The sequence below is a fragment of the Xanthomonas sp. 3307 genome, from assembly GCF_014199735.1.
In the GTDB taxonomy this organism is placed as follows: domain Bacteria; phylum Pseudomonadota; class Gammaproteobacteria; order Xanthomonadales; family Xanthomonadaceae; genus Xanthomonas_A; species Xanthomonas_A rydalmerensis.
In genome coordinates, this window is the sequence record NZ_JACHOG010000002.1 from 214,275 (window position 1) to 227,022 (window position 12,748).

General features: G+C 71.0%; 7 protein-coding genes. All 7 read right to left on the reverse strand.

The window, feature by feature from the left end; genetic code table 11:
• Positions 1-172: 172 nt before the first annotated feature.
• The 7 genes from GGR64_RS05835 to pncB all read right to left on the reverse strand — a co-directional run bounded on the left by GGR64_RS05835 (position 173) and on the right by pncB (position 12,700).
• The gene (locus GGR64_RS05835) at positions 173-4,660 is read right to left on the reverse strand and encodes a cellulose synthase subunit BcsC-related outer membrane protein (RefSeq protein WP_184644521.1); all 4,488 of its coding nucleotides are present in this window, start codon (positions 4,658-4,660) and stop codon (positions 173-175) included.
• Positions 4,648-5,814, reverse strand: coding sequence for a cellulose synthase complex periplasmic endoglucanase BcsZ (gene bcsZ / locus GGR64_RS05840; RefSeq protein ID WP_184644523.1), 1,167 nt, complete (start codon positions 5,812-5,814; stop codon positions 4,648-4,650). Before bcsZ ends, GGR64_RS05835 begins: the two co-directional genes overlap by 13 nt.
• Positions 5,811-8,093 (reverse strand): cellulose biosynthesis cyclic di-GMP-binding regulatory protein BcsB, encoded by a 2,283-nt coding sequence (bcsB, locus tag GGR64_RS05845; protein ID WP_184644525.1) that lies wholly within the window; start codon positions 8,091-8,093, stop codon positions 5,811-5,813. Before bcsB ends, bcsZ begins: the two co-directional genes overlap by 4 nt.
• Positions 8,094-8,152: 59 nt before the next feature.
• The gene (bcsA, locus tag GGR64_RS05850) at positions 8,153-10,303 is read right to left on the reverse strand and encodes a UDP-forming cellulose synthase catalytic subunit (protein WP_184448397.1); all 2,151 of its coding nucleotides are present in this window, start codon (positions 10,301-10,303) and stop codon (positions 8,153-8,155) included.
• Between the two features lie 95 nt (positions 10,304-10,398).
• Positions 10,399-10,791, reverse strand: coding sequence for a hypothetical protein (locus GGR64_RS05855; RefSeq protein ID WP_184644527.1), 393 nt, complete (start codon positions 10,789-10,791; stop codon positions 10,399-10,401).
• A gap of 47 nt (positions 10,792-10,838) precedes the next feature.
• Positions 10,839-11,297: a hypothetical protein gene (locus GGR64_RS05860; protein ID WP_184448399.1), complete on the reverse strand. Its 459-nt coding sequence runs from the start codon at positions 11,295-11,297 to the stop codon at positions 10,839-10,841.
• Positions 11,298-11,515: 218 nt separating this feature from the next.
• Entirely contained in the window at positions 11,516-12,700 is a 1,185-nt protein-coding gene (pncB, locus tag GGR64_RS05865; protein WP_184644530.1) for a nicotinate phosphoribosyltransferase, read from the reverse strand.
• Between the last annotated feature and the right edge of the window lie 48 nt (positions 12,701-12,748).

Consider the following 12,748-nt stretch of genomic DNA (forward strand, 5'->3'; position numbering starts at 1 on the left):
GGGGCTGCGATGTACCGTGGCCCCAGCTACGGTCTGCAGCGGTGCGATATCTGCATTCCAGCAAAGCGCCGACGCAACGTCGTAGGAGCGGCTTCAGCCGCGACAGGTTTCATGGGAACGCCTGTCGCGGCTGAAGCCGCTCCTACGACGGGAGCAGTGCGCCTGCCGCGCCCTACTCCGGCACGTATGGCGAGGCCAGCACCTGCGGGCGGCGGCCGAGGCCGGCGCCGAGCCGGTCGAGCACGAAGCGCACGTAGAGGTTGGTGCTGAACTGGGTGTAGTCGCGAGCATTGTTGAACAGCAGGCGGCCGCCCAGGAACAGTTGCGGGGCGATCTGCCATTCGGCCGCGCCGGCGATGTTGTAGGACATGCCGGTCTTGCTCTGCCCGGCGTAGACCGGCGCGACGTAGCGGTCGGTCAGCCCCAGCAGCGCGGCCAGCGAGGCGGCATCGTAGGCGGCCTGCTGCATCTGCGCGCTGGTCGGGAAGTACGGGCTGTCGTCGCTGCGGAAGTGCTGCACGCCGACGCTGGCGTCCACGCTCCAGTTGACCGTGCGCCCGGCCGTTCGCCCGCTCCAGTGCACCGGGAAGCCCAGGTCCACGTAGTCCTGCGGGCTGAAGTAGCCGCCCTGGCCGTAGGTGTAGCCGCCCAGGTTCTTGTCGTACTGCATCGCGGTCAGGTTGAGACCGGCGGTCAGCGACTGGTTCTCGGTGTCCAGCGCATGCACGTATACGCCCAGGTCGACCTGGCGATGGTCGTTGCTGGCGACGTTGCGGCCGACCAGGCGGTCGGCGCCGACGCTGGCGTAACCGCCGAGCAGACCGTTGTCGAGCGTGGCCGACAGGCGCAGGCCGTTGCTGGTCACGCCGCCCCAGCCGAGCCCGGCGCGGCCGTCGTCGACGCCGCCGAAGGACAGCAGGCTGTCGCTGACCGCACGCCGGAACACCTCGCCCGAATAGGTCAGGGTGTCGCCAGCCTGGCCGCGGTAACCGACGCCGCCGACGATGCGCCGCTCGGGGAAGCCGACCGGGGTGCTGCCGAGGTCGGCGCTGAAACCGCCGTTCTTGTAGGTCACCGCCATGCCGACGCCGCGCGCGTCCTGGTCCATGCGCCGCGCGCCGTTGCCGTTGGCGGCCATGGTGTACAGCGCCTGGCTGAAACCGGCCGGGGTCAGCGTCGCGGCGGTGGGGTTGGCCGCCAGGTTGCGGAAGCGGGCGATGTCGGCGGCGCTGAGGTCGGCGCTGCGCGAGGCGTCGCCGAGGATGGCGCTGGCCAGCGTGCCGATCGCGGTGTCGGCGGCGGTATTGCCGAGCAGGAACGCCGACAGCGGCTCGGCGTACAGCGCCTGCAGCGCCGCCGCCTCGCGCTGCGCGTTGGTCAGCGTCGGGTCGGTGTCGTTGAACAGCTTGTTGTACAGCCCGGTGTTGACCGCGTAGGTGCGCAGCGCGTTGCGGGTGGCGTTGCTGTTGCCCTCGGTGAGCAGCAGTTGGTACAGATCGCTGCCGACCAGGCTGTCGATCGGGGTGCGGTCGGCGGCCAGGGCATCGCCCATCGCCGCAGCGGGGCCGGCGCCGAAGCGGCTGGCGGTGGCGTAGCCGGTGCCAAGCGTGCCGGCATCGAGCAGGGTCGGGGTGACGTCGACCTGCAGCTTGCCCTCGCCCACCGCGAACTCGCCGTGCAGCGGCACTTCCAGATCGCGCAAGCGGCCCAGGCCGGCTTCGCCGTCGCGGGCGCGGTAGCTGGCGCCGGTGGCGACGCTGTCGCTGTTTTCGGCCTGCACTTCGCGCAGTTCGTCGAGCACGCTGGAACCGCCCGCGGAGGTGGCCGGTGCCGCCGGCTGGCGCAGAGACGCACGCGGCGTGTCGGCCAGCAATCCATCATCGGGCAGCGCGCGCGGCGCGGTGCGGGCTGTGCTGCTGCGCTGGCCCGGCACCGGCAGCGCGGCCAGGGCCACGCCCACGGCGCTGGCGCTGGCGCTGGCCGGCGGCGGCAGGTCGTCGCCGGCGGCCACGGGCGCAGACGCCGGCAACGCGGAGGCCGCGTAGGCCGGGGCCGGCACGCCGCCGCCGAGGCTGTCGGACACCACGGCGGCGCTGCGCGGCATGCGCCCGTTCATGCCGGCGAACGGATTGAGCGGGCGCCCAGCCGCGGCGTACGACGCCGGACCGTTGGCGACCGGCAGGCCGTTGTCGTACTGACCGGCCTCGCGCGCCTGCGCCGCCAGCGCGGCGCGGAAATAGCTCTCGGCCTTGCGGTTCTTGCCGGCGCTGCGATACACGCGACCGGCCGCGGCGAGCACCTGCGGCGAATCCGGCGCCTGCGCCAGCGCGCGCTGCAGGTAGTCCTCGGCGCTGTGCAGGTCGCGCAGTGCGGCGGCGGTGTTGGCCGCGGCGATCAGCGTGTCCAGGTCGTTGGGCGACTGCTGCAGTTGCTGCTGGTACAGCACCAACGCCTGGCGCTGGTCGCCGGCGGCGGCGTACAGCCGCGCCAGCGCGGCCACCGCCTGCGGGTCCTGGTTCTGCTGCGCCAGCAGCGGCGCCAGCGCGTCGTAGGCGGCTTCGAGATTGCCGAGCTCGCGCAGGGCATCGACCTGGCGCAGCACGTAGCCGCTGCGCAGCGCCTGGTAGCGGTGCTGCTGTTCGGCGCTCATGTCGGTGTCGCGCAGTTGGCGCAGGGTCGCCGCCAGTTCCGCGTCCTGATGCGCGCGCAGCAGCACGCCGGCGTACTGCAGGCGCGCCTCGGTGGAGGGATTCTGTGCGACCAGGCGCTGCGCCAGGGTCAGCGCGCGCGTGTTGCTGCCGATATCGGCATAGGCGCCGGCCATTGCCGCCAGCAATGCCGGCTGCTCCAGCGCGTCGCCCAGCGCGGCCTCGGTGCGCCCCAGCAGCAACTGCGCTTCGCCACCACGGCCCTGCTGTTGCAGCAGCCGCGCCTGCGCCGCCTGCTGCTCCACCCAGGCGGTGTTGCGCAGCGCGCTCATCTCGGCGGTGCGCGCACTGGCCGGGATGCGCTCCAGGCTGGCGTAGGCGCTGGCCCAGTCGCCGCGTTCCTGCGCCAGCAGCGCGTTGGCGTACAGCGCCTCGGGCATGTCGCCATGCACCGCGAGCAGGCCGTCCATGACGCTGCGCGCCTGGTCCGGACGCCCGGCCTGCTGGTACAGGCGCGCCAGGTCCAGGCGCACCCACGGATCGCCAGGGTTGTCGACCATCGCCGTCTCCAGCTCGCTCTGCGCGGTGACGGTGTCGCCGGCCTCCAACGCCTGCTGCGCGCGGGCGCGCTGCAGGTTGGCTTTCAGTGCGGTCTCGCCGCCGGCCTGCTGGCGCTGCGCCGGGCTGAGCCTGGCGAACAGCGCATTGGCCTCGTTGGCGCGACCCTGGCGGCTGTAAAGGGCGATCAGGCCCTGCAGTGCGCCGGCATCGTCGGCATGCAGGCGCAGCGCCTCGCGGTAGCTCTTTTCGGCCACGGCGGCATCGCTGGCCGACTGCATGTCGCCCAGCAGCGCATAGCCGGCGGCCTCCTCGGGCTTGAGCTTGACCACCTGCTGGGCCAGGCGCAGCGCCGCGTCGTTGTCGCCGCGCGCACGCGCGGCCTGCGCCTGCTGCAACTGCAGCCAGTAGCGCGCGCTGTCCAGCGCGCTGCGCCACTTGCCGTTGGCAGCCGCGGCCGGGCGCAGCAGCTCCTGCGCTTCGCCGAAGCGCTGCTGGCGCAGCCGCACCGAGCCCAGGCCGCCGAGCGCCTCGGCGTCGCGCGGACGCGCGCGCAGCACCTGCGCGAAGCGCTGTTCGGCCAGGACCAGGTTGCCGGCGTTGAGCGCCTTGAAGCCCTCGCCCAGCTGTTCGCCGGCTGGATCGCCGCCGCCTTGCGCGCGGCGCTCCTGCAGTTGCGCGGCCTTCCTGGCGATCTCGGCATCGTTCGGATTGGCGGCCAGGAACGCCTGGTACAGCGGCGCATCGGCGGCGCCGGCATTGAGCCACAGCAGGGCCTGGCGCCAGCCGGCGCGCGCCGGGCCGGCGACATCGGCGCGCTTGCTCAGCGCGGCGAGCTGGGCGATGCCCTCGCGCCGGGACGGTTCGCGGTAGGTCTGCACCTGCGCCAGCGCCAGCGCCGCGGCGGTGTTGTCCGGCTGCGCGGCGGCCAGGCGGCGCAGGCCGTCGCGCGCGCCTTCCCAGCCCTGGGGGGTGCCGGCCAGCGCCTGGTAGTACTCCAGCGCCAGCGCGTCCGGCGGGCCCTTGCCGTCGAACATCGCCTGGTAGGCGCGCACCGCGTCCACGTAGCGGCCGGCAGCGGCGGCGCGGCGCGCGTTGCGCAGGTCGACGTTGTCGCCGGTGCCGCCGATCGACATCGCCAAGCGCTGGGTCTGCGGTGCCTGCGGATGCGCCTTCTGCAATTGCGCCAGGCGCTTGCGCGCGTCGGTCTGGCGGCCTTGCGCCAGATCGATCTGGGCCAGGCCGAGCAGCGCGTCGGGCTGGTTCGGGTCGACCCGCAGCAACTTGCGCCAGGCGTCGGCAGCGAGGTCGTCGCGGCCCTGGTCGTGCCAGTAGTTGCCCTGGCTGACCAGTTGCTGGGTGGCGTCGGCGTTCTGCGCGTGGGCGCTGCCGGCGAGCAGGCACAGGTCGATCATGCCGGCCAGGTACAGGGGTTTGAGGTTCATGCGGAGCATTGGGTTCTCCAGGCGGGCTGCAGCGCGCCGTCTGCGGAAAAGCGGTAGCGGTTGTCGAGCCAGGCGCGTCCGAACAGGATCAGCACCCGGTCGTAGTAGGGAAGCCGGGCCGCGGCGGCGTCGCCGGGCGCGGGAATGCGTTGCGCCTGCGCCTTGAGCAGCGCCGGTTCGCGCAGTGCGCTCAGGTACGGCAGCAGCGCTGCGGCGAAGCCGGGCGGGGCCTGGCCGCTGCCGACGCCCTGGCGGGTATCGATCTTCTCGTCGAGGCGGCCCTGCCCGCGCAGTTGCTGCAGCGGGCCGGACAGATCGTCGAGCAGCGCCTTGCGCAGCGGATCGGCGGCATCGAGCATGCCGGCCCACAGGTACACGCGGATCGCGTCGTAGCTGCCGATCGCACCCTTGTCCGGATCGACGCCGAAGGCGCGGCCGTCCCAGGCGATCCAGTCCGGCGCGAAACCGACCGGCGCGCTGTCGCGCAGCAGGCGCGCGCTGCGCGTGGCCAGACCGGGCCACGGCCCCTTCGGATCGACCGCGGCGAAACGCCGCAGCAATTGCAGCGGCAGGTAGCTGGGATTGAGCGTCCAGCGCTGCGGCGTGGCGAAGCCCTTGGCCGCCGGCAACAGCATGCTGCCGAACCCGGGCAGTTCGACCAGCTCGGTGCGCCGCACCAGCGCCAGCATCTGCAGGCCGGCCTGGGTGTAGCCGGGCCGTTGCCACAGGCGCCCGGCCTCGAGCAGCACGTAGGCGATCCACAGGTCGGCGTCGCTGGCGCTGTTGCCGTCGAGCACGCGCCAACTGCCATCGCTGGCGCGGCCCCACAGCCAGGCCGGCAGCACCTGTTGCGGGCGTCCGCCGCACAGGTTGTGCCGGGTCCAGCCGAGCACGCGCTCGAACAGCACCTGGTCGTTGGCCACCAGCGCGAAGAACAGCGCGTAGGACTGACCCTCGGAGGTGCTGCGCTGGTCGGCGTGCTGGAAATCGATCACCCGTCCGCTGGCATCGACGTGCTTGGCGACGAACGCGGTCCACTCGCGCCACGGCGCGCAGGCCGGCGCCACCGTGAGCGCGGCGCGCGCCGGCGGCAGCAGCGTCGCCGCGCCGGCGGCGAGCAGGCCGCCGAGCAGGCGCCGGCGTTGGACGGTGTGTCCGTTCACCGCCCTTCCTGCAGCCGTGCCGCCGAATGCCGGCGCAGCACCACGCGCGCGGCCAGCGCCAGCAGCACGCTCAGCACCACCACCACCAGTCCCAGCAGCAGCGGGTGCTGCGAGAAGTACCAGCGTGCCCAGGTCGGCAGCGGCAGGTGGCCGACGTAGTAGGTCTGGTTGCCGGCCAGGCTGCGCACCTTGCCCTTCTGCAGCAGTACCACGCTGCCCTGGAAGTCCTTCAGCGTGGCCGGCTCGAGCCAGGCGTCGAAGAAGTCCTCGACGCTGGCCGGATCCTCGGCCAGCAGCGCAACCACGCTGCGCCCGGCCTTCAGCGGCGACTGGAAGCCCATCAACACCACGTCGCCGGGCGCCGGCTTCACGGCCACCTCGGCGGTGGTCGGCAGGTCGGTGCGGCGCGCATCGAACGACAGGAAGCCGGGCAGCTTGTCCAGCACCCAGTCGCTCATCGAAAAGCGCCGCCCGCTGGCGCCGTCGCCGATCGGCAGCGCCGCGCTCCAGCGCTGGAACAGCGGCTGCGAGCGAAGGCTGCCGAACACCAGCAGGTCGCTGTCGGCGTGCTTGTCGACCTCGGCGGCGTGGATCAGGGTCACCCGCAGCGCCGGGTAGCCGGTGGACGCGCCGAGCCGGCCGAGCAGGGTCAACAGGTTGGCCATGTCCTGGTCGCCGATCTCGTCCGGCACCACCACGGTGGACTCGGACAGGTCGGCCAGGCGCGTGAACGGGAAGCCGGCATTGCCGAAGGCGGCCAGATTCGGCATCGCCATGTAGTGATGGAACGAACGCAGGTCCACGCTGGAGTCGGCGTCGATCGCGCCGGACACATCGGGGAAGGTGTTCTTGCACGCCTCCGCCTGCGGGCGATCGAAGAAGAAGTGGAAGCGCAGCTGGCTGTTGGCCGAGAACGGCCCGGTCGGCAGCAGCAGCTTCTGCTCCACCGGCATCGCGCCCTTGGGCGAGAGCGCGTGCCACCAGCGCAGCGGCAACGACTCGGCATAGGCGTGGCCGTTGAGCGGCAGCGTGGTGACGAAGGCATCGTTGATGCTGACGTTGAGCGCCGACTTGTTCTGCGTCTCCGGCACCGTGTAGCGGTAGCGCAGATTGACCGGGATGCCGTCGCGCTGCCACACGAACAGGTCCGGCGGCAGCTGCAGGCCGACCCGGATCAGGTCGGGGTGGTAGCCGCTGACGTTCAACTGCGCGGTCTGCGCAACCAGGTCGCCGAAGCGCACCGGCTTGTCGCCGGAGATCCAGTTGGGCGCGTCGTAGGGCTTGCGCGGCTGCGCCTGCTTGAGTTCGCCGATGCGCGCCACCGGGCCGTTGAGCGGCGTGCCCAGGCTCAGCGCGGTGGCGGCCTGCTGCAGGTCGTCGTCGTCGCGGCCCAGCACCAGCAGCAGCTTGCCGGTGGCATCGCGCGGATTGGTGATCATCGCCAGGGTCGGGCCGGAGATCTCGCTCAAGCCGGCCTGGGTCGCGGCCAGTTCCGCCGGCAGGGTCGCGGCGGTGGCGAACAACACCGCATTGCCGGTGGCCGGCACGTCGCCGATGGCCACGCCGAACGCGGCGCCGCGGTAGCCGGCCTGCGCGCCGAACCAGGAGGCGACGATGCCGGCGCTGCGCAGCGTGGCCAGATCCGGGCGCTGCGGGAACACGAACGGCAGCTCCAGGCGGCGCGTATCGCGCTTGTCGTAGAACGGCACCGGCAGCAGCGCCAGGTCGTTGCGCAGCACCAGCGGGGTGGCGGTCAGCGACAGCCGCGTGGACGGATCGATGTTGGCCCACAGGCTGGTGTGGTCCGGATCCTCGCAGTCGCGGGTGTAGTGGCCGATCAGCTGCAGGTTGAGTCGGTTGTAGTCGCTGATCAGGCGCGGATCGATCGGCACGTCGCTCTGCTGCAACTTGCCGGCGTTCTCGCGACTGACCGGCAGGGCCGCCACGGTGACGCCGTTGACGCTGACCTTCAGGTGCGACAGGTCCGGCAGCAGCGCCGGCGAGTAGCTGTACACCAGATGCAGGTTCGCCGCCTGCACCACTTCGTCGGTGCGCGTGCTGAAGGGAATGCCGGCGCTGCCCTGGATGCCGCGCAGGGTCATCTCGTAGTCGATGCCGAGCTGCTTGAGCGTGGCCGAGCGCTCGCGTTCGGCCGGCGCTGGCAGCGACGTGGCGGTCGCGGCGGCGGCCGGCGCGGTGGCAGGAAGGGTCGGCTCCTGGGCCAGCGCCAGGCCGGACAGGACCGTGAGACAACATGCAGCCAGGGCGGGTAGACGCATCGACGGCGACCGGAAAGAAAGGGAAGAGAGGAAGGAACGCGGCACAGCGGGGCGACGACTCACGGCGCAGCCTCCTCGCCGGCGGTACGGCCGCGCCAGCCGCTGCGCGCGCTGCTGGCGACGTGCTGGCCGAGACGCCGGAAACCGCGCACGCTGGCAGCGAACACGCGCCCCAGCGACACCCAGAAGCGATCGCGGTCGTGGCGGCCCCACTGCGACACCCAGATGTCGGCGCGGGCGAAGGTGCAGGCCACCAGCCAGCGCTCCTGTTCGATCGACATCGGCCGGAACTGGATGCTGATCTCGCCGTCGCGGTCGTGGCGCACCATCGCCGGCAGGCGCTTGGAACTGCCGCGCTGCGGCAGCGCGATCTCCACCGGCATATCCGGCTCCACCGGCACCGGCTCGAGCAGGCGCAACGCCATGCCGCCGGTGGAGAAGTTGACGGTGCGGCAGGCCAGTTCGCGACCATCGGCCAGATGCAAGGTGGCCGGGATGTCCAGCGGCACGCGGTGCGAACGGCGCACCTGGCGCATCTCGCTGGCGGTGGCGATGGTGGCGCCGAGCAGCAGCACGTTGTAGGCGGTCCAGGCCAGGTTGAACCAGATGGTCTGCGCCTCGCCGCCGGCCTGCACGCTGAGCAGGCGCATCACCCCGGCGACCACGCCGGCCAGGTTGAGCACCAGCAGGAACAGGTAGGGCTTGGCGATCTGCCCGTCGAAGTAGCTGCGCGGCACCAGGCCGCCCTTGGGGGTGACGTTGAACTTGCCGAGCTTGGGATTGAACAGCGCCACCAACGTCGGGCGCAGGATGTACCAGGCCAGCGTGGTCTCGTAGACCTCGTTCCACAGCAGGTGGCGGAACTTGCCCTGGGTGCGCAGGTTGGTCAGGTTGGCCTGCAGGATGTGCGGCAGGGCGTAGGCCAGGATCATCAGCGCCGAGGCGTGGATCACGTGCGCGCCGAAGAACAGGAAGGCCAGCGGCGCGGTGAGGTAGACGATGCGCGGCAGCCCGTAGAAGAAGTGCAGCATCGCGTTGGCGTAGCACAGCCGCTGCGACAGGCGCAGGCCCTTGCCCAGCAGCGGATTGTCCAGCCGCGCGATCTGCGCCATGCCGCGCGCCCAGCGGATGCGCTGGGCGACGTGGCCGGACAGGCTTTCGGTGGCCAGGCCGGCGGCCTGCGGCACCGCGATGTAGGCGCTGCGGTAGCCGCGGCGGTGCAGCTTCAGCGCGGTGTGCGCGTCCTCGGTGACGGTCTCCACCGCCACCCCGCCCACCTCTTCCAGCGGCTTGCGCTTGATCACCGTGCACGAACCGCAGAAGAAGGTGGCGTCCCACTGGTCGTTGCCGTCCTGCAGCAGGCCGTAGAACAGTTCGCCTTCGTTGGGCACCTTGCCGTGGTTGCCGAGATTGCGCTCGAACGGATCGGCCGAGAAGAAGTAGTGCGGCATCTGCACCACCGCCAGCTTGGCGTCGCGCAGGAACCAGCCCATCGCCACCTGCAGGAACGAGCGCGTGGGGATGTGGTCGCAGTCGAAGATCGCCACATACTCGCCGCTGGACTTCTTCAGCGCGGCGTTGATGTTGCCGGCCTTGGCGTGGAGGTTGTTGGTGCGGGTGACGTAGTGGATGCCGGCCTGCGCGCAGAACGCGCGGAACTCCTCGCGGCGGCCGTCGTCGAGCAGGTAGATGTTGAGCTTGTCGGCCGGCCAGTCCATCACGCTGGCGGCGAGGATGGTCGAGCGCACCACCGACAGCGGTTCGTTGTAGGTGGGGATGAACAGATCGACGCTGGGCCATTCGCGCTGGTCGGCCGGCAGCGGCAGCGGCCGCCGGTTCAGCGGCCACAGCACCTGGAAGTAGCCCAGCGTCAGGATCACGAATGCGTACAGCTCGGCCAGCAGCAGGCCCAGGCCCAGGCTCAGGTCGACCGGGCTGCTCATGCCCACGGTCTGGGTCAGGCGCCACCAGATGTAGCGCGAGGACACCGCCAGCGACAGCGCCATCATCACCAGGATCGCCAGGCGGCTGCCACTGCGCCGCAGCAGCATGGCCGCGGCGAACACCACCAGCGAGAACAGCAGTTGCTGCGGCACATCCATCGGGATGGCGACGACGAAGACCAGCAACACGGCGCCCAGCAGCCACAGCGACCAGTTGGCCAGGACATGCAGCGGGCGCGCGGCATGCGACGCGGAGGCAGCGCTCATCGGCGGTTCCTAAAAGGGGGAGGAGGCCGGCGCGTGGTCTTCCCCACCACGCGGCGACGGCAAACAGGTGCGGCGCCCGCAGGCGCCGCGCGACATCAACGATTCAAGAAGCGCTTGAGCGGACCGCCCGGTGCCGGCACGGCGGCATCGCGGCCGGCCTCGAGCAGGCGCTGGAACAGCTGCTGCAGCGGCGTGCCGGTGGCGGCGCCGGCGGCAGCGGCCGGTGCAGGTGCGGCAGGCGTGAGCGGCAACGGTGCGGCCGGGGACAGCGCGGCCGGCCTGGCCTCGATCGCGGCGCGTACCACCGACAGCACCGGCGCCGGTGCGGCGGGTGCTGGCGGCGGCGTGGCGGCAGCCGGCTCGGCGGCGCTGAGCCGGTCGGCGGAAAAATCCTGGTAGGCGGTGGCGCCGCTGCTGCCGAGCTTGGCGAACAGGCTGGAGACGTCGTCGCCGATTTCGGCACCCGTCTGCTTGGACTTTTTGGACATGACTCCCCTCATGACGATCAAAAAATGTTCGGTGCGTCGCGCCGCGCTCAGCCGACCCGGGCCAGCACCAGGCGGCGCAGGTCTTCGTTCGCGGACGACAACGCACGCACGCCCAATCCGGCCGACATGCCGACCTGCACGAACCAGGCCTGGTACACCCCTTCCAGGAAGCCGTCGGCGCCGGCGGCCTGCCCGGCCAGGCCGATATGCAGCGGCGAACCGGCGTGCAGCAGGTCGACGCGGTCGGCATGTTCCTCGAACCGCGCATAGCCCCATTCCAGCCGGTCCCAGACGCGATTGGCCGCGTCCTCCAGCTCCTGCAGGGTGGCGCAGGCACCGACCGGATGTTCGGCGGCAAAGCGACGGCCGATGCGCGCCATCAGCAGCGCCAGATCCTCGGGGCCCAGCTCCGCGGCGAACTCCTCCGCCAACGCGCGCAGGAAGCCCCGCCACTGCCGCGAACAGGCCTGGGTGCGGTAATGGGTCGGCAACGCGTGAGCGCTCATCGGGAAGTCTCTGGCCAGGGACGGAACGACAACGGCGTAGCGGCTGTAGCGCCTGGGCGGCCCATCCTGACCGTCACTATTGCGACACAGTTCTCACTTTCCCGTGCAGTGTATCTCACTCTTTCTTCACCGCAAAGCCCTGTTGCGCCGAACGGCGACTCCTGCCCGGCCGCCCCGGCGACCGCTGCCGCGTCGGCACCAGCAGGGTCATTGCAGGCTCAGGGCTGGTCCTCGGCCGGCACCTGGAACACCTGCCGCAGGTAGGCCAGATAGGCCGGGTCGTCGCACAGGGTCTTGCCGGGCGAGTCGCTGAGCTTGGCCACCGGCTGGCCGTTGCAGCGAACCATCTTGATCACGATCTGCAACGGCACCAGGCCCAGGTCGTTGGTCAGGTGCGTGCCGACGCCGAACGCGAGCATGCAGCGCTCGCGGAAATGCGCGTACAGCCGCATCACCTTGTCGATGTCCAGGCCGTCGCTGAACACCAGGATCTTGCTGCGCGGATCCACCCGATGCTGCTGCAGGTGCGCCAGCACGCGCTCGCCCCACTCGAACGGATCGCCGGAATCGTGGCGCATGCCGTCGAACAGCTTGCAGAAATACAGATCGAAATCGCGCAGGAACGCGTCCAGGCCGACCACGTCCGACAACGCGATGCCGAGATCGCCGCGGTACTCGCGCGCCCACGATTCCAGCGCCGCCGCCTGCGAGTCGCGCAAGCGCGGCCCCAGCGCCTGGAACGCCTGCAGATACTCGTGCGCCATCGTGCCCAGCGGCGTCAGGCCGTAGCGGCGGGCGAAATACACATTGCTGGTGCCGACGAACTGCTGGCCCAGGGTCTGCTGCAGCACCGGCAGCAGTTCGCCGTGCCAGGCCCGCGAATAGCGGCGACGGGTGCCGTAGTCGGCGATGGCGCAGCCGTCGTAGCCCGGGGTGTCGCGCAGCAGTGCGATCTTGGCCTGCAGGCGGCGCAGGCCTTCGGCATGATCGCCGCCGCCGGCATTGCGGAACCACACCTCGTTGACGATCGCCAGCAGCGGCACCTCGAACAGGATGGTGTGCAGCCACGGCCCACGGATGCGCAGTTCGATCTCGCCGGGCACGCTGGTCGAGGCCTGCAACTGCAGGTACTTGCGATCCAGGTGGAACAGCGCCAGGAAATCGACGAAGTCCGGCTTGATGAAACGCATCGCGCGCAGGTAGTCCAGCTCGTCGGCGCGGAAGCGCAGCGCGCACAGCGCGTCGATCTCCGCCGAGATCTGCGGCAGGTACTGCGCCAGGTCGATGCCCGGGGTGCGGCACTTGAAGCGGTACTCCACCTGCGCGCCGGGGTGCTGATGCAGCACCGCCTGCATCATGGTGAATTTGTAGAGGTCGGTGTCCAGCAACGAGTCGATGATCATCGCGCGATTATGCGCCCGCTGCGTTGCCAGTCCGTTGTCGCCGGTTGC

Excerpts from the sequence above, each read along its gene's own strand:
- GGR64_RS05835 (WP_184644521.1), bottom strand. The coding sequence starts at position 4,660 with ATGCTCCGCATGAACCTCAAACCCCTGTACCTGGCCGGCATGATCGAC.
- GGR64_RS05860 (WP_184448399.1), bottom strand. The coding sequence starts at position 11,297 with ATGAGCGCTCACGCGTTGCCGACCCATTACCGCACCCAGGCCTGTTCG.
- bcsB (WP_184644525.1), bottom strand. The coding sequence starts at position 8,093 with ATGCGTCTACCCGCCCTGGCTGCATGTTGTCTCACGGTCCTGTCCGGC.
- GGR64_RS05855 (WP_184644527.1), bottom strand. The coding sequence starts at position 10,791 with ATGTCCAAAAAGTCCAAGCAGACGGGTGCCGAAATCGGCGACGACGTC.
- bcsA (WP_184448397.1), bottom strand. The coding sequence starts at position 10,303 with ATGAGCGCTGCCTCCGCGTCGCATGCCGCGCGCCCGCTGCATGTCCTG.
- pncB (WP_184644530.1), bottom strand. The coding sequence starts at position 12,700 with ATGATCATCGACTCGTTGCTGGACACCGACCTCTACAAATTCACCATG.